The following is an 18,270-nucleotide window of genomic DNA, read 5'->3' on the forward strand; positions in this document are numbered from 1 at the left end:
TGTGTTTATATTAACCTGGAGTCGTTCCCATGACCGTTAGCCGGAGTCTGCCGCGCTTTGCCGTGATTGATGCATTGCGCGCCCTCGCTTGTTTAGCGGTTGTGCTCTACCATGCCAAGGAAGGTGGGCATATTGCTGCGTTGCAGCAGGTGATGCCGGCCTTCTTGCTGACAGTGTTTGAGCAAGGTTCCAGTGGCGTTTCCATCTTCTTCGTGATCAGCGGCTTCGTGATCGCGCACAGCATGTATTCCGACAACGTCACTGGCGGTTACGCCGGACGCTTCATGATGAGGCGCTCGCTGCGTCTTGATCCGCCATACTGGGCGTCGATTGCGCTAGGCATTGCCGGCGCCTACATTTCGGCGAAAGTGGTGCCGGGCAAAGTGTTCTCTCTGCCGTCGTTCGAAAATCTGCTGCTGCACGTCACCTACCTGATCGACATTGCAGGGCAGCCGATGGTCAACGGCGTGTACTGGACCCTGTGCCTGGAAATGCAGTTTTATCTCAGTTTTGTGCTGCTGATGTGGATTGCCGCCCGTTGGGGCAAACGCATCGGCGTCGAGAATGCGCGCAAATGGGTGCTGCTGGGCGCGGTGGCCGTGGCGATGCTGTGGACCACGCCGTGGCAACCATTCGAGGTGCACGGCCTGTTCCTGGATCACTGGCACCTGTTCGTCATGGGCGTGCTGATCCGGTATGCGCTGGACCCGGCGCGCGTCCAGGCGCAGCGCATGTGGTGCGTGGTCAGCATCGTCTTACTGGGCGCCGTCGGTCTGCTATTCCATCCGACCGTCAGCGAATCGTTAGGCGTGGCGAGCGGCTTGTTCTTGTTGGCCGGATGTAAGTACGCCAAATTGCTGAGCTGGTCGGGCGGTCGGTTGTTGCAATGGCTGGGCTTGATTTCCTACAGCCTGTATCTGACCCACAACTTCGTCACCGGCGTGGTATTCCGGATCGGCTACAAGCTGACCGAGCGCACGGTGGTCACGGAATTGTTGTGGCTGGTGGTGGCGGTAGTGGCGTGCTGTCTGTTTGCCTGGGCCTTCTTCCTGGTGTTCGAACGTGTCGGCTTGCGCTTGAGCAAAATGGTGCTGTTACGGCCGCAACGGCCGCAGCCGGCTGCGGTGGCGGCTCCCGTCACGACAGTGTTGTAGGCGGCTAGCGTTTTGAGATGAGCTTGAGCACCTCGATCGCCTTGGTTACCGGTAGCCAGGTGACCAGGTCGTCGAATTCACCGCCCGGCGCATTGGGATTGGTTTGCACGGCGCGGCTGGCAAAGCTGTCGGTCGCCAGTTCATTGTTCTGCTCGTCGAGATTGTTCGACGCCTCATTTGCCTGCTGCACGCCTTGTGCGCTGATGCCCAGGTTGCGCTTGCCGCTTGAAAAGATCACTGCCACGGCACAGCGCGCAAGCGGGTCGCAGACTGGCTGCCCCACGCGGTAGCGAATGTTGTCGTCCTGATCGCGGGTCCACACTTTTTTATCCGCCAGCACCAGGTACGGCGTTACCGGTGCATTGGTATAGCCGGGCGTGACGCTGTAGCGCAGCAGTTTGCCCCAATCGTCCGCGCCATCCACACCCAGCGTGACCCATGGCAGGATGCCGGTGCAGGCGGCGGCATCGGCGCATGAGGTAGGGGATTCGCGGCCGTCTTCGGCGGATATCGCCGGCCTTGGTAGCCGGCCATGCGCGAGCAGGTAGCCGACCAGTGCCTCGCGCGCGCGCGCCACCAACACGCCGGAATGCGTGGCGCGAGCCTGTTCTGATGGACGCGGGAAGGCGCCGATCAAGGCGGCAGCGGCGCCCACGCCGAGTACGAGCACCAGCAACAGCAGTGCCGCACCGCCTTGCTTGTCGGTAGGTTGCAACCTATTACGGCCTGGTAAAGGGGAGGAATATCTGACCATTCTTCCGCATCCATTCCGGGTTGAAGTGATCGTAGTCTTTAAAGATTGCCATCTTAGAGTCCTCATCGTAAATCTTGCAACGCTTTTCTTGGCAAATCTGCGGTCGGAAAGAGAGTAAGTGGAAGTTAGGGTGACGTTTTAGGTCCGAGAAAAGTTGGTCGTAGCCTTTATTTTTTTCAAAGAAATCGCCAACTGGCAAGGTGTCGGTGGATTTGCCAAACCAGTATTGATCGCGCCATAGCTTGCGCGGAATGTTCACAGTGAACGATGGCGTCGAGTCCACCAGCGCAACTGTCACACCCTTGTCCAGAATTTCTTCCAGGGTTTGTTTCATTTGTTGTTCGGGCGGCAGCGTATTTTTACTGGCTGTGATCGGGGTACAGCTGTTGCCTGTATATCGGCAAAGTTCACTGGAGTCACGGGTATAGCCGGTCCAGTTTTGCGAAATAATCACAGTTTTGTACACACCGGACGTCGCCAGTCGATATGCTTTTTCCGCATAGCCGTGGCAGTTGTGATATTTTCCCGGTCGCTCGAACCCAATAATCATCGGACAGCCTGGTTTGACGAAAAATGTGGTATTCACTCGGCTATTCGATTGAAACCAGGAGTACAAGTGGCCAGCGTGGGAGTCGCCAATGACGAGCACTTTGTCGCCAGGGGCGTTCTTGTTGATATAGCAGAAGATATCCGCGTCATTTGATGCGGTGTTTGAACAAGCGGGATCCAGTGTAATGCTGGCGTCCGCCGCTTGCAGTCGCAGCAGATTTTCCTGATCTGGCACACGGAACATCAAGCCGCCGCTCTGAACGATGATGAAGGAAACGCCGACCAACACCGCCCCGGCGGCTATCAAGCTAACCAGGCCTTTGCCTAATGGCGCGACCTTAATCGCGCGCAGCTGTTCAACCAGCGCGTAGGAGATATAACCGAGCACCAGCGACAACGCCACGCCGGCAATCTTGGCCAGTTTCGGTTGCTCGTACAGCACGCTGGTGATAGTCAGTGCGATGACAATCGGCCAGTGCCACAGATAGATGGAATAGGATGCATCGCCGAGTTTCTGCATCAATCTGTTGCTCAAGACTAAGCTATGCTCATAGCTTGAATACAGGATCAGGCAGGCGCCCAAGACCGGCAGCAAAGCGTACGCATCGGGCCATTGGCTTTCCAGCGCGAGAAATTTCAGCAGGAATACGGTGAAGACAATGACCAGTATCCCAAGGTAGCTGCAGGCGCGGCCGTGTTGCTGTGGCAGCGGCCGGTTTTTTGCCAGCATGAAAACCAGGCCGCCGGCCAGCATCTGCCAACAGCGCGCGATGACTGAAAAGAAGCTGGTTTCGTTATCGATGCGCAGGCAGTAGATAAACGACGCCAAGGCGATGCACAGCAACAGGAGAGATAAATACAGGTTACGCTGCGGGCGTGAACCGAAAACTTGCCAAGCAAGGAACATGATCACCGGGTAGATCATGTAGAACTGCCATTCCACCGCCAGTGACCAGGTGTGCAGCAGCCAGCGATTGTCGATCGCCGACGAAAAATAGCCCTGTTGGGCCGCGTAGAAATTGTTCGAATTGAAGACTAGCGCATGGGCCGACTGGATGGCGAGACTGTTTAAATCCGCAGGCGGCAGCAAAAACGCACCCAGCAGGAGCAGCATGAGCACCATCGCGAAAAGCGCGGGCCAGATGCGGATCGCGCGGCGGTAAACAAAGCCGATGTAACTGAAGCTGTCGTTGGCCAGTGCACCCCAGAGTATCTTCGTCATCAGATAGCCCGAAATGACGAAGAAGATGTCCACGCCGATGAAGCCGCCCTTAAACACGCCGAGGTTGAAGTGATACAACACCACAAGCATTACCGCAACGCCGCGCAGCCCGTTGATGTCGGTTTGAAATCCTGATTTCCTAGTTGATTGAGCGGTTTGACCGGTAAATTTTGGCGATTGCGTCATTTGTTTGAGTTCGTTGCGCATGATTGAGAGAGTTCATTGGCTAACAAGCACAACGATAACTTTATATTATCATTATATGCTGTTGTGCAGCATTAACTGAGCCGCACTAAACTGCGGGTCTGTGCATTGCTTTGCCAAACGGGTGCAACTTCCCTGATTGATGGCCGAACTGTATAATATTTGGGGCCGTCACCATAGCACAATGGATAGTGCGTTCCCCTCCTAAGGGAAGGATACTGGTTCGATTCCAGTTGGTGATACCAGCACCGCGCCGCCGGTGGCAACGGCCGGATTGTCTTTAAATCGCCATCGGCCGTGTTGCGAACGGTACAATGCTCGCTCTATTCATCTTATCGTTTCCCATCGCACCGCTTGCGGACGGGGAGGCGAACATCTTCTATCTACTATGGCTGTCATCTCCCTTTCTTCGGCGCAACTTGCGTTCGGACACGTCCCGTTGCTCGATCATGCGGAATTTTCACTGGAAACCGGCGAACGCGTTGGCTTGATCGGGCGTAACGGCACCGGCAAGTCGTCGCTGTTGAAAATCATCGCCGGCAAATTCAAGCTCGATGACGGCTTGCTGGTCATGCAGCAGAATCTCAAGATCACTTATGTCGAGCAGGAGCCGGTGTTCGAACCGGAGATGTCGGTGTTTGACGCGGTGGCGTCCGGTCTGGGCGAGTTGCCGGCGTTGTTGAAAGAATACGATGAACTGACCGGCCAGTTTGGTCAGGGCAATGACGATGCGGTCATGGAGCGCATGCACGATATTCAAGTCAAGCTCGACGCCGCCGATGCCTGGAGCCTGGGCAACAAGGTCGAAACCGTGCTGGACCGCCTGAACCTGACCGGCGACATGCTGATGAAAACGCTGTCGGGCGGTATGCAGAAGCGCGTGGCGCTGGCGCGCGCGCTGGTCGCCGCGCCGGACGTGCTGCTGCTCGATGAACCGACCAATCACCTTGATTTCACCTCGATCCAGTGGCTGGAAGGCTTGCTGCGCGACTTCAAGGGCAGCGTGCTGTTCATTACCCACGATCGCTCCTTCCTCGACAACGTCGCCACCCGCATCATCGAGCTCGATCGCGGCCGTCTACTGTCGTATCCGGGCAACTTCACCACCTACCAGGTGCGCAAGGCCGAACAGCTGGAAAATGAGGAAGTGGAAAACGCCAAGTTCGACAAGGTGCTGGCGCAGGAAGAAATCTGGATACGCAAGGGTGTCAAAGCACGCCGCGTGCGCGACGAGGGCCGTGTGCGCCGCCTAGAGGCGCTGCGTCTGCAGCGCGCCGCGCGCCGCGATCAGCAGGGGCAAGTAAAGTTGGAGGTGTCGACTGGCGAACGCTCCGGCAAGATCGTCGCCGAACTGGAAAACGTCAGCAAGCGCTTCGGCGAGCGCGTCATCGTGCGCGACTTCACCGGCACCATTCTGCGCGGCGACAAGGTCGGCCTGATCGGCGCCAACGGCGCCGGCAAAACCACGCTGCTGAAAATGATCTTGGGCGAACTGGCGCCGGACGAGGGCGTCGCCAAGCTGGGCACCAAGCTGCAGGTGGCGTACTTCGACCAGATGCGCACCCAGCTTAACGAGGACGCCAACCTGATGGAAACCATCGCTCCCGGCAGCGACTGGGTTGAGGTCAACGGCCAGCGCAAGCATGTGATGAGCTACTTGAGCGATTTCCTGTTCGCGCCGGAGCGCGCGCGGTCGCCGGTCAAGACGCTGTCCGGTGGCGAGCGCAACCGCCTGCTGCTGGCGCGCCTGTTCGCCAAGCCATCGAACTGCCTGGTGCTCGATGAACCGACCAATGACCTCGATATCGATACGCTGGAATTGCTGGAGGAATTGCTGGAAACGTACACCGGGACGGTGTTCCTGGTCAGCCACGACCGCACCTTCCTTGACAATGTGGTGACGCAGGTCATCGTGGCCGAAGGCGAGGGCCGCTGGCGCGAATTCGTCGGCGGCTACAGCGACTGGGAGCGTGTGCGCGACACAGTTAGCGAGGCATCGGCCAAACCTGCCAAGGCCGCCGCCACTGCCGCGCCATCGGCCAGTGCCGACGTCGCTGCGCCGGCCAAACAGAAGAAACTCAGCTACAAGGAGCAGCGTGAACTGGACGAATTGCCACAGCAAATCGCCACGTTGGAAAACGAGCAGACCGCGCTGACGCTACAGCTGTCGGACCCGGATTTCTACAAAAAGAACGCCGCGGAGGCACGCCGCGTGCAGGCGCGGATTGAGGAAATCGAGGCGGAATTGCTGCGTGCGCTGGAGCGCTGGGCGGCAATCGAGGCGCGTAGCGCCGGTTAACGGTGTGGTGAAAATGCTGCGGTGCGGTATGGACAGTCAAGGTTGTCGCTATTATAATTTAAGCTGGCGACGGCTGGCCGCGTCGCAGCAGTTGGAAAGGGTGCCCGGCGACACAAACTGACAATAATTACCATTTTTTTGTAACAATGACATATCGTGTGGATGTTTTATTATCGCGGTGATACCATCCTGCTTATTAGAACTAGTTGTTGTTGATTGATTCACCCTCAAGGCGAAGAAAAATAAATGGTAAGTATCTTGCAGGTTAGTGCGAGCGCAACTAAGGTGCCTCAAAAAACGGTGTCAGCGGTATGAAACAGCTGCCTGGCTCCGCAAAAACTTTGCTGGGTGTGCTGCTCGGGTCTCTGTACACCTTGCCAGCAGCAGCGCAAATCAGCGATACCATCCAGCCTTTCGTCGGCGTCTCGATCCAGCATGACAGTAATCTGTTACGCCAGGATGCAGATCAGTATCCGGGGGTCGACTTTGCCGACACCTACAAGACAGCGCAAGCCGGGTTCACGCTGGAACGACCGATTGGCCGCCAGTTGCTGACCGGCACCGCGCGCGTCACGCGGGTCGACTATGACCACTTTAACGAACTTGACTATACAGGCAAGGACGGCAAGCTGGATCTGGCCTGGCTAGTCGGCAGTCATGTGACCGGCCACGTTGGCGCCAGCTATTCCGAAGCGCTGGGTGCGTTTAACGATTTCCACTCGTCCGAGCTGAATTTGCGCACGGATAAGAGCGTCTACGGCAATATCAACTGGAAGTTTCATCCAGAGTGGCAAGTGCATACCGGTTACAAGCGTGAAGTGTTCGCTTTCGACCTCGCTTCGCAACAATATAACAACCGTACCGAATCCACCACTGACGCCGGCGCCGATTACCTGCTCAAGAACGGCAGCAGCGTCGGCTTACTGTTCCGCCATATAAAAGGCGATTATCCAGTCACCTTTGTCGGCGGCGGTACGGTGTACGACAACAACTTTGTCAGCAACGAGGCCAATCTGAATGTGTCTTGGGCCTACAGCGCGATTTCCCAGGTGACGTTTATTGGCGGCTGGGTGCGCCGTAATTACGTGTTGGGCGACGCCCGCGATTCCAGTGGCGGTCATGGCCGCCTGGTGGCCAACTGGGCGCCGCTTTCGCATGTGCAATTTGGCGCCAGCCTGTGGCGCGAATTTGTTGCAGCCGAGGGCGTGTACGTGCACGGCGCCATGGCGACCGGCCAAAGCCTGAATGTCACCTGGACGCCGACCGCCAAGATCGAACTGGAGGCGAACCTGCAAAACGAGCGTCGCGCCTTCAATGCGCAGCCCGGCATCGTCAATCCGTTCAGCCCGAGCGATCGCACGCGCAGCGCTACACTCGGCGTAAATTACGCTGTGCTGCGCCAGGTTACACTCGGCTTGAACGTGGGCCGCTTTACCCGTGACGGCAGCGTCGCGGTGCAGACGACCACTTATCGTTCCAATACCGTTGGCTTCAGCGCCAGCGTCAAATTCTGAGCGCGCCATGACGGTTAACGACAATCACCTCGTGTCGGTCTTACAGCGCGTGATCGATCCGCTGATCGTCATGGGGATGCTGCTGGTGTGCACCGCACTGTGCGGCGGCAAATACACCGGCTACTCGCTGATCCTGATGATACTGGCGTTCTTCATTTCGTCGGCGGTGTTCCAGCACCTGGACCCGTATAACAAATGGCGGGGCGGCCGGATGGCGGCGTTCGTGCGCGACATCCTGGTCGGCTGGGCCGTCACCGCCTTGCTGCTGGTCGGCATCGGCCAGGTGAGCGGGATGGACGAGCGTTATGACCACGCAGTGGTGTTGCTGTGGTTTGCGCTGACCCCTGTGGCCCTGCTGTGCGCGCAGTTGCTGGCTCACCGCATCGGCGCGGTGGCGGACCATGGCGGCGACAGCGCCTCGGCGGTGATCGTCGGCGCCAATGATGTCAGCGTGCGCTTCGCCAACACCATCACGCGCAACCGCAGCTTGGCGCTGCGCGTGGCCGGCTACTTCGACGACCGCGGCGACGACCGCCGCCCGGACGGCATGAGCCAGCCGATGCTGGGCCGGATGAGCGAACTGGCGGCCTATGTGCGCGAGCACAAGACCAATATGATCATCATCAGCCAGCCGATCTCGGCCCAGCCGCGCATCCGCAAGCTGCTGGACGATCTGGCCGATACCACCGCCTCCGTGTATTTCTTGCCGGACATCTACGTCTTCGACCTGATGCAGGCGCGCTTCGACACGGTGGGCGGCATGCCGGTGATCGGCATCCGCGAGTCTCCGTTTACCGGCAGCAATAGCCTGGTCAAGCGCATCAGCGATATCGTGCTGGCGCTGCTGATCCAGATCATGCTGACCCCGCTCATGCTGGTGATCGCGCTGCTGATCAAGGCGACGTCGCCCGGCCCGATCATCTTCCGCCAGCGGCGCTACGGCCTGAACGGCGAGGAAATCATTGTCTACAAGTTCCGCTCGATGACGGTGATGGAGGACGGTGGTAAGGTGGTGCAGGCCAAGAAGGGTGACCAGCGGGTGACCCGGGTCGGCGCCTTCCTGCGCCGCAGTTCGCTCGACGAGTTGCCGCAGTTCATCAACGTGCTGCAAGGGCGCATGAGCATCGTCGGCCCGCGCCCCCACGCGGTGGCGCACAACGAGCAGTACCGCAAGCTGATCAAGGGTTATATGCTGCGTCACAAGGTCAAGCCGGGCATCACCGGCTGGGCCCAGGTCAACGGCCTGCGCGGCGAAACCGAAACGCTGGACAAGATGGAAGCGCGTATCGAGTACGACCTCGACTACCTGCGCAACTGGTCGCTGTTGCTGGATTTCGTGATTATTTTGCGCACAGTGTTGGTAGTATTGAAACGAGACGCCCACTAAGCAGGGTGCATCTTTATAATGTGACGGCGCATGGGCGAGGCCCGGCTGCTATGGCCATGTTTTTACTGAGGGGATATTTTGGATCACACCGTAATCGCCGGCCTGCCGGCTTCCGCGCCAACGCGCCGCGCACGCCGCTGGGCCACCGGCGCCGCCGTGCTGCTGATTGCCGCTGGCCTGACAGCCTGTGGCGGCAAAAAAGAGGCCAAATCTGGCCAGGCGCTGGTGAGCGTCGATGGTGAGGAAATCACCGCCTTGCAGGTCGCCGATGAAATGCAGCGGGCTAACGTGCCGGCCGCGCAACAGCAGGCCGCGCAACAGCAGGTGATCACTTCGCTGGTCGACCGTCAACTGCTGATCAACCAGGCGCTCAAGGACAAGCTGGACCGCGACCCCAAGGTGGTGCAGGCGGTCGAGCGCGCCAAAGCGCTGATCATTGCCCAGGCCTATATGCAGTCGCGCATCGGCGCGCCGGTCAAGCCGACCGACGCCCAGATCAAGGCCTACTTCGACCAGCACCCGGAGTTCTTCAGCCAGCGCAAGCTGCTGGAAATGCGCCAGCTGCAGATCCCGAATGCCAGCGTGGATGGGGCGCTCAAGCAGTTCATCGACACCGCCAAGTCGTTGGACGAAGTGGCGGCGTGGATGGATGGGCACAAGGTCCAGTACAACCGCACCCAGCTGACGCGCAGCAGCACCGACCTGCCGCCGGCGCTGAGCGCCAAGCTGCTGGCCTTGCCGAAAGGGCAGCTGTTCCTGCTGCGCGAGAACCTGGTCAGCACGCTGACCGTCATCACCGACATGCGCGATGCGCCGGTTGACCTGGCGACCGCCACGCCGCAGATCGCACAATTCCTGGTGGCCAACCACAACAAGGAAGCCGCTCAGGCGGAAATCACCCGCCTGCGCAGCGCCGCCAAGATCGATTATCTGAACAAGGCCGCAGCGCCGGCGCCAGCACCAGCGGCGTCCGCACCGGCGGCAGCGGCGCCATCGTCGTCGGCCGACGCGGCGGCGCGCGGTGTTGCCGGCCTGAAGTAAGCATTCTTTCCCAATTGATAGACTAAGCTAAAGCACATACTATGAAACGATATTTATTCTGGATGATGGCAGCGCTGCTGGCGTGCGCCTTTGGCGCCACCCAGGCCGCCGAACTGGTGCTGGGCACCGGCGATGTGGTCAAGGTCTCGGTCTACAACAATCCCGACCTGACCGTCGAGACCCGCGTCAGCGCGACCGGTTTCATCACCTATCCGCTGATCGGCCAGGTGGAAGTGGCCGGCATGCCGACGGCGGCGGCGGAAAAGAAGATTGCCAGCCTGCTGGTCAAGGGCGGTTACGTCAAGGACCCGCAAGTCAACATGATTGTCACGCTGATGCAGAGCCAGCAGGTGTCGGTGCTGGGCCAGGTCAACCGCCCGGGCCGTTTCCCGATTGATGGCGCCCGCAGCCTGCTTGATGTGCTCGCCCTGGCCGGCGGCATCAGCCCGGACGGCGGCGACTTCGTGACCTTGGTGCGCCACACCGCGTCCGGCGTCAGCAAGGATGCGATCGACATCGTCGGCATGGTGCGTGACGGTAGCCTGAAAACCGATATCGAACTGAGCGGTGGCGATGTGGTGTATGTCGAGCGCGCGCCGCACTTCTATATCTACGGTGAAGTGCAGCGTCCCGGCATGTTCCGCATCGAGCGTTCGATGACGGTGCTGCAGGCGCTGGCCGCCGGCGGCGGCCTGACCCCGCGCGGCACCGAACGCGGCCTGCGCATCAAGCGCCGCGACGCTAACGGCACGCTGCAGATCCTCGAAGCCAAGTTCGATGATCTGGTGCGGCCTGACGATGTGTTGTACGTAAAGGAAAGTTTATTCTAAGCGGTACCGCGCCACGCTGTTAGCCTGGCTGGTTGTGGAGCACAGCCAGCCGCAGATCTCTTTTGAAAGTCCATCATGAATCTCACTCAATTGTTCCTCGCCCTGCGCGCGCGCTACAAGATCGTCCTGCTGACGCTGGCTGTGACGGTCGTCGCCACGGTGGTGGTCAGCCTGCTGCTGCCCAAGACCTACAAGGCCAGCACCTCGATCGTCCTGAATAACAAGGGCGTCGATTCGGTGACCGGCGTTTCGCTGCCGGCGCAAATGCTGCCCGGCTATATCGCCACCCAGAGCGACATCATTCACAGCAAGAGCGTGGCGCTGAAGGTCGTCGACAACCTGCACCTGGCCGAACTGCCGGCGGTGCAGCAGCAATATCGCGACGCCACCGACGGCAAAGGTACCGACCTGCGCAACTGGCTGGCCGACCTGCTGCTTAACAAGCTCGACATTGAACCGGCGCGCGAAAGCAGCGTGCTGACCATCAGCTTCAAGGGCGCCGACCCGGCCTTCGTGGCGGCGGTTGCCAATGAGTTCGCCAATGCCTACATCCAGTTCAGCGTGCAGCTGAAAACCGATCCTGCGCAGCAGGCGTCGGGCTTCATCAACACCCAGATCAAGCTGCTGCGTGACCAGTACGAAACGGCGCAAAGCCGCATGTCGAAGTACCAGAAGGACAACGACATCTTCAACGCCGACAACCGCGTTGATGTCGAGACCAACCGCCTGAACGAGCTGTCGAGCCAGCTGGTTGCGGCGCAAAGCCAGGCGATGGACGCGCAATCGCGTTCGCGCCAGGCGGCCGGCAACGCCGGCACCTCGCCGGATGTGCAGAATAACGCGCTGATCCAGAACCTGAAGGCCAGCCTGGCGGTGGCCGAAGCCAAACTGGCCGATACCAGCCAGCGCCTGGCGCCGAATCACCCGCAATACATCTCGGCCAAGTCCGAGGTCGACAAGCTGCGCAGCAACCTGAACGAGCAAATCGCGATTGCCTCGTCCAGCGTGACCACCGGCGGCCAGATCGCCGTGCAGCGTGAAAACGAGCTGCGCAGCGCGCTGGCGGCGCAAAAGCAAAAGGTCATGGCGCTCAACACCGCGCGGGATGAGTTCACCGTGCTGGCCAACGAGGTGGAAAACGCCCGCCGCGCCTACGAGCTGGCGACCCAGCGTTACAACCAGACCTCGCTCGAAAGCAAGTCCAACCAGGCCGACATCGCGGTGCTGTCGCTGGCCACGCCGGCCGGCGCGCCATCCTCGCCACGGTTGCTCCTGAATGTGGCGCTGTCCATCATCGTCGGCCTGATCCTCGGCGCCGGCGCGGTTCTGCTGATGGAGCTGCTGGACCAGCGGGTGCGGTCCGCCGCGCATCTGGCGGAAACCTTCGGCCTCCCGCTGCTGGGCGTGATCGAACCGGCGGGCAAGCCGACACGGCGCGCCAAGAAACCCTTGCTGACTGCCCAGACCTGAGCCGCCCTGCGCCTCTCGCCCCATTGACATAGACGGAGCACCACACATGAATGCCAATTCTCCAGTTTCACCTTACCCGGTGACGGACGCGCGCGACAAACCCGCGCCGGCCGTCCCCGACCGTTCGATCGGCGCCATCCTGATCAAGCAGGGCCGCCTGTCGGTGGCCGACGCCGAACGCGTGCTGCGCTATCAGGTCGAAAAGAATCTGCGCTTCGGCGACGCCGCGCTGGCGCTGGGGGTGCTGACCGAGGCCGACATCGAGCTCGCGCTGTCGCGCCAGTACGACTATCCTTACCTGCTACCCGGCGAAAGCGCGATCAGCGCTGAAGTGGTGGCGGCCTACGAGCCGTTCACCAGCCGCGTCGAGTCGCTGCGCGCGCTGCGCAACCAGCTGATGTGGCGCTGGTTCGACACCGACGCCGAGCGCCGCGTGCTGGCCGTGACCGGCGCCGAGCGCGGCGACGGTCGCAGCTTCCTGGCCGCCAACCTGGCGGTGGTGTTTTCGCAGCAAGGTCAACGCACGCTGCTGATCGACGCCGACCTGCGCAACCCGCGTCAACATACCGTTTTCGGCCTGGAAAACCGCACTGGCCTGTCGAACTGGCTGTCCGGCCGTCCTGCCGCCGACGCCGTGCAGCGCGTGCCAGGCCTGGTCGACCTGTCGGTGCTGCCGGCCGGTTCACCACCGCCTAACCCGTCCGAGTTGCTGGGCCGTCCGGCGCTGGGCCAGGTGCTGCGCGAACTGGCGCCGCAGTACGACGTGATCCTGATCGACACCCCGGCCAGCGTTGAATGTTCGGATGCGCAGATGGTGGCCGGCCGCGCTGGCGCGGCGCTGGTGGTGACGCGCCAGAACGTCACCCATGTCGGCAATGTGCGCGATCTGGTCGGCGAACTGACCGAAGCCCGGGTCCACCTGGTCGGCACCGTGCTGAACAAATACTGATTCGGAATGCATATGCTGAACTCTACTGTGAGCGCGCCGCGGGTGGCGCCGCTGCCGGCGCTGCTGGTGCTGGCCGGTTTGCTGGCCGTCTACATCCCCAGCTTTATCGACCTGTTCCACGGCGCCTGGAGTTCGGACCGCAATGCCCATGGCCCCATCGTGATGGTGGTGGCCATGGTATTTCTGTATTTCCGCCTGAGCCAGTTGATGGCGCAGGATCTGTTGCAACGCGCGCCGCAGCCGCTGGCCGGCGCGCTGGTGCTAGTGGTCGGCCTGTTGAGTTATGTGCTGGGTCGTTCGCAGAACGTGCTGGTGCTGGAAGTGGGTTCGCTGATCTGGGTGCTCAGCGGGCTGGTGATCGCCGGCTTCGGCGTGCGTACCTGGCGCCGCCTGTGGTTCGCGTTTTTCTTCATGCTGTTCATGATCCCGATGCCGGCCTCGGTGGTCGACGTGCTGACCTTGCCGATGAAAATCGCTGTCTCGGCCGCTACCGAACATTTGCTGTACTGGGCCGGCTATCCGATCGCCCGCAGCGGCGTGATCCTCACCATCGGCCAGTACCAGTTGCTGGTGGCCGACGCCTGCGCCGGCCTGAACTCGCTGTTCACGCTGGAAGCGCTGGGCCTGCTGTACATGAATCTGGTGCGCCACCCGTCGCTGGTGCGCAACGTCGTGCTGGCGTCGCTGATCGTGCCGATTTCGTTTACCGCCAACACCATCCGCATCGTGTTCCTGTCGCTGATCACCTACCACCTGGGCGACGCGGCCGGGCAGGGTTTCCTGCACAGTTTTTCCGGGCTGGTGCTGTTCCTCTCGGCCTTGCTGCTGATCATCGGCGTCGATAGCGCGCTGAGCTGGCTGGTGGCGCGCCGCGGCGCCGGCCGCGATCCGGAGCAGAGCGCCTTGAGCCTGCCATCGGTGCCGGCCGGTACTTGGCAGCGGCTGTTCAACGTGCCGCTGGCGCCGGCTGTAGCCGTGCTGGCCGGCATGCTGGTCAGCATCGCCGCCGCCCATGCGTTGACCCCGCACATGACATCGGCGCCGCCGGCGCTGGCGCTGGATAAGGCCGTGCCGGCCCAGATCGGCGAGTGGAAACTGGTGCCGGATTCGGTGGCGCAGGCGACACTCGCCACCAACGACGAGGGCGGCGCGTTGACCGACCAGATCTATGACGAAGTCGTTACGCGCACCTATATCAATCCGCAGGGCACGCAAATGATGCTGGCGCTGGCGTATGCGCGCGAACAGCGCCAGGACGTCAAGTTGCATCTGCCGGAAATCTGCTACCCGGCGCAGGGCTACAAAGTGGTGACCTTGGCGCCCGCCATGCTGGCGGTAGGTCATAGCGGCGCCGCCGTGCCCGGCAAGCACATGCTGGCAGAGGGCAACGGCCGCACGGAAGCGGTCACCTATTGGACCCGCGTCGGCGACGCTTATCCGAACAGTGGCATGGGCCAGCGGCTGAAGATCTTCCGTGACGGCCTGCACGGCGTGGTCACCGACGGCATTCTGGTGCGCGCCTCAGTCATCGTGCGCGATGCGGCCGAGGCGCCAGTTGCGTACCAGCAGCAAGAAAGTTTCTTGCGGACGTTGGTCGACACCGTCCAGCCCGGCTCGCATCCGCTGGTGGCCGCCGCTCCGCAGGCGCACCAATGATAGCTGCTAGTCCGCCCATGTCGAGCATCTCCAAAGCATTCGGCAAGACCCTGATGACCACGATGGGTATGACCGTGGTGGGTTTCATTTCATCGGTGATCAATGCCCGGATTCTCGGTCCTGAAGGGCGCGGCCTACTGTCGGCAGCCCTGCTGATCTGCACCCTGTCGGCCAGCGTGGCGCAGTGCGGCATGGCCAGCAGCTATGTCTATCACTTCGGTGCGGCGCGGCGCTTTTCCTACCTGCGTCTTTTTATCTTTTCGATTCTCGGCGTCAGCGCGTTGGCGGCCGGCCTCTCGGCGGCAGGATTGCAGCTGAGCCATGCGATGGAACTGCATCAGATCTGGTGGTTAATCCTCACGTTTGCCGCGTTCACAGCGAGCCAGACCTATTTGTTCTCGCTCACGCAACTGCATTCGAATTTGCACTTTTTTAACGTCCTGCGCTTCGCTCAGGTATTCGGAAACTTGCTATTGCTGCTGCCGTTGCTGCTGTGGTTCAAAGTTGTAACTTTCGAACAAGTTATGATAGCGCAACTGTTGGTCCTGATCGGCCTTACGGTATGCGGGCTGTGGTGGACACGCGAAAACCGCATTTGGGCGCTCAAAGAGGAGCCCAAAGAGCCGGTGCGTACGTGGATGGTAGTGCGTTACGGCCTACACCAGCAAGGGATCGGCTTACTCGGTATTTTCCTGATCAACTTCGACAAACTGTTCCTGCTCAATCGCGGCACCATCAAGGAGTACGGATACTACGCGCTGGCGTTCACTACGTCACGCCTGATCGGCGCGGTGCAGGAATCGGTCTCGGTGGCATTGTTTTCCCGCTTCGCCGGTCGGGACGAACAGCAGTTGAGCCAAGCTGTGCGCAACGCGTTCCGAATGACGTTTATGCCGTTGATGACGGTGGCTGCGATCGGGGCTGCGGTGGCTCCCTGGGCATTGACCCTGGTGTACGGTAAGGCGTTTGCAGACATGACCATCCCATTCGCCATTCTGCTGTTCGAATGCGTTATCGGCGGATCGAGCTGGACCTTGGCACAACGATTCAACGCTGCCGGACAGCCTGGGTTGGTGTTGGCACGGCAGTTTGTGTCCATCATGCCGGTACTGATCGCGATTCCCTTCCTGCCGCATGAAAATACTTATGTATATCTGGCGTTGCTGATGTTGTGCGGTGCCTGCCTGCGACTGATCATGACCATCGTGCTGAGTGTGACCAAGCTCAAGGAACCGATGCCCGGCTTTCTGCCGACCAAACAAGATATCGCGATGGTGCGCAAGCTGCTGACGCGTTCCAAATGAATAACTGCATAACTGGGAGTATCCATGAAAGACCATCGTTCGATCATGTTGGAGTTGCAAAAGACGCATGACGTCATTTACGACTTACTGAAAGGCCAACCCTTCCATTACACCGATATCCCGATGCATGACAACATCGGTGATCTGCTGATCATGCAGGGAACATTGGCGTTCTTTAAGAAAAAGGGGCTGTCGCCGAAGACCACCTCCACCGCCTCGGGATTCGATCCGTCGTGGGTCGAGCCGGGCGACATTCTGGTGTTTCATGGCGGCGGCAATTTCGGCGACCTCTACACGAATATCAATGATTTGCGGGAGGACATTATTACCCGTTTTCCCAACAACCGCATCGTGATGATGCCGCAAACTATTTTTTTCTCGTCCGAAGCGAAGCGCGACCGTTCCGCATCGATATTCCGTCGTCATCCGGATGTGCATATCTTCATTCGCGACAGGGTTTCCCAGGGTATTGCCCGCTTGTTTTCCGATCACGTCTACCTGGTGCCCGATATGGCGCACCAGTTGTATCCAATCGCCAGCACCGGCAGCGGCACCGGAGTGCTGCGCATCGAGCGTGTCGACGTCGAAGCACCGCAGGTGCCTCAGTCGCTCAAGGATCTGCGGTTTGACACCCGCACCGATTGGGTGGAAGTCATTGGGACTGAAAAACGCTTTATCGACTTTGCATGGCGGCTCGAATGCAAATTCAGAGCTCACCGCTGGGATGTGCTGCAAAAGCGGCTCGGACCGTGGTACTGGGTTCCGATGGCTCAGCGTTTTTCAAACAAGGCAATCGACTTGTTCTCTGTCCATGACCATATTGTGACTGACCGCTTGCATGGGCATATCCTGTCATGCCTGATGGATAAGAAAAATACGGTTATCGATAACAGCTATGGTAAGAACTCTACTTACATCAACGAATGGACCGGGAACAGCGATCTGGTACAACTGGTGAAGGCCGAAGCGAACCCCGAGGCGGAAACGTGCGCATCGCCTACCTGATCTTGGCGCATAACAACCCCACGCACTTGCAGCGGCTCACGCAGCGGCTGCAGGCGCCGGGTATATCGTTTCACATCCATATTGATGCGAAGGTCGACTTGGCGCCGTTCGCGGAATTGGAGTCGCCGTCGGTGCAGTTTTGCGAACCACGGGTGAGCTGCTTTTGGGGCGACATTTCGCTGGTCAAGGCCACGCTGGAGTTGATGCGTTCGGCAGCGGCCGCACGGCCCGATGCCGACTATTTCGTGCTGCTCAGCGGCGCCTGCTATCCATTGCAAACGCCGGAGTATATTGCGGCGTTTCTGGAGCGCCATCGTGGCACCGAATTCATCGAGGTCTATCCATTGCCAAATCTGCAGTTTGGTAAAACGCTGGAGCGCATCACGCACTACTGGATACGCAAGGTGGGGCCGTTGGGCCGCTACCGCTGGCCGCTGCAGCACTGGATGAACCGCAATCTGCCTGTGCGTAATTATCAAAAGGCGTTGCGCGGCGGCGAGGCCGTGACCGGCTCGCAATGGTGGTGTTTGAGTGGCGAGGCGGTACGTTATGTACTCGACTACCAGGCGCAGTATCCGGCGCTGTACCGGTTTTGCAAGTTTGTCGATTGTTCGGACGAGTTCTTCTTTCAAGCCGTGCTGTGGAATTCCCGCTTCCGGAGCGCCATCAGTCACAGCTTGACTTATACGCATTGGGTGCCGGGACCTGGCAAGCAAAGTCCGGAGACCATCGACGCCAGCTATCTGGCGCAGTTCGGGCAGAATGTGATCCTCGATGCCGAGGAAAACAATTCGCCCAACGAAAAACGCGAGGTGCTATTCGCCCGCAAGTTTTCCGACGCGTCCGGCCCGGTGCTGGACCAGATCGATGCGCTGGCTGCCCTCCGTAGCGCGCACCGCGATGAATCAGAATTAACTAATCAGGGGTAAAAA

Annotated in this window: 14 protein-coding genes and 1 tRNA gene; 13 read left to right on the plus strand and 2 right to left on the minus strand. The window is 60.0% G+C overall.

Annotated elements, in window-relative coordinates:
• The first annotated feature begins 29 nt into the window (after nucleotides 1-29).
• Nucleotides 30-1,154, plus strand: a complete 1,125-nt coding sequence (locus tag HH213_RS19390; protein WP_169113318.1) for an acyltransferase family protein — start codon at nucleotides 30-32, stop codon at nucleotides 1,152-1,154.
• Nucleotides 1,155-1,158: 4 nt separating this feature from the next.
• Here HH213_RS19390 and HH213_RS19395 read toward each other — a convergent pair whose 3' ends face one another.
• Nucleotides 1,159-1,869, minus strand: coding sequence for a hypothetical protein (locus HH213_RS19395; protein ID WP_229263067.1), 711 nt, complete (start codon nucleotides 1,867-1,869; stop codon nucleotides 1,159-1,161).
• 4 nt (nucleotides 1,870-1,873) lie between these two features.
• On the minus strand, nucleotides 1,874-3,886 hold the full coding sequence (locus HH213_RS19400) for an acyltransferase family protein (RefSeq protein WP_169113320.1): 2,013 nt from the start codon (nucleotides 3,884-3,886) through the stop codon (nucleotides 1,874-1,876).
• Between the two features lie 167 nt (nucleotides 3,887-4,053).
• Between HH213_RS19400 and HH213_RS19405 the strand changes: the two genes are divergently transcribed.
• The 12 genes from HH213_RS19405 to HH213_RS19460 all read left to right on the plus strand — a co-directional run bounded on the left by HH213_RS19405 (nucleotide 4,054) and on the right by HH213_RS19460 (nucleotide 18,267).
• A tRNA-Arg gene (locus tag HH213_RS19405) sits at nucleotides 4,054-4,128 on the plus strand.
• A gap of 143 nt (nucleotides 4,129-4,271) precedes the next feature.
• Nucleotides 4,272-6,182 carry an ATP-binding cassette domain-containing protein gene (locus HH213_RS19410; protein WP_169113321.1) on the plus strand — a complete coding sequence of 637 codons (1,911 nt, stop codon included), beginning with the start codon at nucleotides 4,272-4,274 and terminating at the stop codon, nucleotides 6,180-6,182.
• Between the two features lie 311 nt (nucleotides 6,183-6,493).
• Nucleotides 6,494-7,696 (plus strand): XrtB/PEP-CTERM-associated polysaccharide biosynthesis outer membrane protein EpsL, encoded by a 1,203-nt coding sequence (epsL, locus tag HH213_RS19415; RefSeq protein ID WP_169113322.1) that lies wholly within the window; start codon nucleotides 6,494-6,496, stop codon nucleotides 7,694-7,696.
• Nucleotides 7,697-7,703: 7 nt separating this feature from the next.
• Nucleotides 7,704-9,083, plus strand: a complete 1,380-nt coding sequence (locus HH213_RS19420; protein WP_169113323.1) for an undecaprenyl-phosphate glucose phosphotransferase — start codon at nucleotides 7,704-7,706, stop codon at nucleotides 9,081-9,083.
• 78 nt (nucleotides 9,084-9,161) lie between these two features.
• Nucleotides 9,162-10,124 carry an EpsD family peptidyl-prolyl cis-trans isomerase gene (locus HH213_RS19425; protein WP_229263068.1) on the plus strand — a complete coding sequence of 321 codons (963 nt, stop codon included), beginning with the start codon at nucleotides 9,162-9,164 and terminating at the stop codon, nucleotides 10,122-10,124.
• A gap of 41 nt (nucleotides 10,125-10,165) precedes the next feature.
• Complete coding sequence (epsE, locus tag HH213_RS19430) at nucleotides 10,166-10,954, plus strand: polysaccharide export protein EpsE (protein ID WP_169113324.1); 789 nt, start codon at nucleotides 10,166-10,168, stop codon at nucleotides 10,952-10,954.
• 75 nt (nucleotides 10,955-11,029) lie between these two features.
• Complete coding sequence (gene epsF / locus HH213_RS19435) at nucleotides 11,030-12,424, plus strand: chain length determinant protein EpsF (RefSeq protein WP_169113325.1); 1,395 nt, start codon at nucleotides 11,030-11,032, stop codon at nucleotides 12,422-12,424.
• Nucleotides 12,425-12,470: 46 nt separating this feature from the next.
• Nucleotides 12,471-13,373: a chain length determinant protein tyrosine kinase EpsG gene (gene epsG / locus HH213_RS19440; protein WP_169113326.1), complete on the plus strand. Its 903-nt coding sequence runs from the start codon at nucleotides 12,471-12,473 to the stop codon at nucleotides 13,371-13,373.
• 12 nt (nucleotides 13,374-13,385) lie between these two features.
• A complete protein-coding gene (gene xrtB / locus HH213_RS19445; protein WP_174864421.1) occupies nucleotides 13,386-15,029 on the plus strand; it encodes an exosortase B in 1,644 nt (547 codons plus the stop codon).
• Between the two features lie 17 nt (nucleotides 15,030-15,046).
• Nucleotides 15,047-16,333 carry a lipopolysaccharide biosynthesis protein gene (locus tag HH213_RS19450; protein ID WP_169113328.1) on the plus strand — a complete coding sequence of 429 codons (1,287 nt, stop codon included), beginning with the start codon at nucleotides 15,047-15,049 and terminating at the stop codon, nucleotides 16,331-16,333.
• A gap of 24 nt (nucleotides 16,334-16,357) precedes the next feature.
• Nucleotides 16,358-17,338: a polysaccharide pyruvyl transferase family protein gene (locus tag HH213_RS19455; RefSeq protein ID WP_169113329.1), complete on the plus strand. Its 981-nt coding sequence runs from the start codon at nucleotides 16,358-16,360 to the stop codon at nucleotides 17,336-17,338.
• Nucleotides 17,257-18,267 (plus strand): beta-1,6-N-acetylglucosaminyltransferase, encoded by a 1,011-nt coding sequence (locus HH213_RS19460; RefSeq protein ID WP_169113330.1) that lies wholly within the window; start codon nucleotides 17,257-17,259, stop codon nucleotides 18,265-18,267. The genes HH213_RS19455 and HH213_RS19460 overlap by 82 nt, the downstream gene beginning before the upstream one ends.
• Nucleotides 18,268-18,270: the final 3 nt, after the last annotated feature.

This window comes from Duganella dendranthematis (assembly GCF_012849375.1).
GTDB classification, from domain to species: Bacteria; Pseudomonadota; Gammaproteobacteria; order Burkholderiales; family Burkholderiaceae_D; genus Rugamonas; species Rugamonas dendranthematis.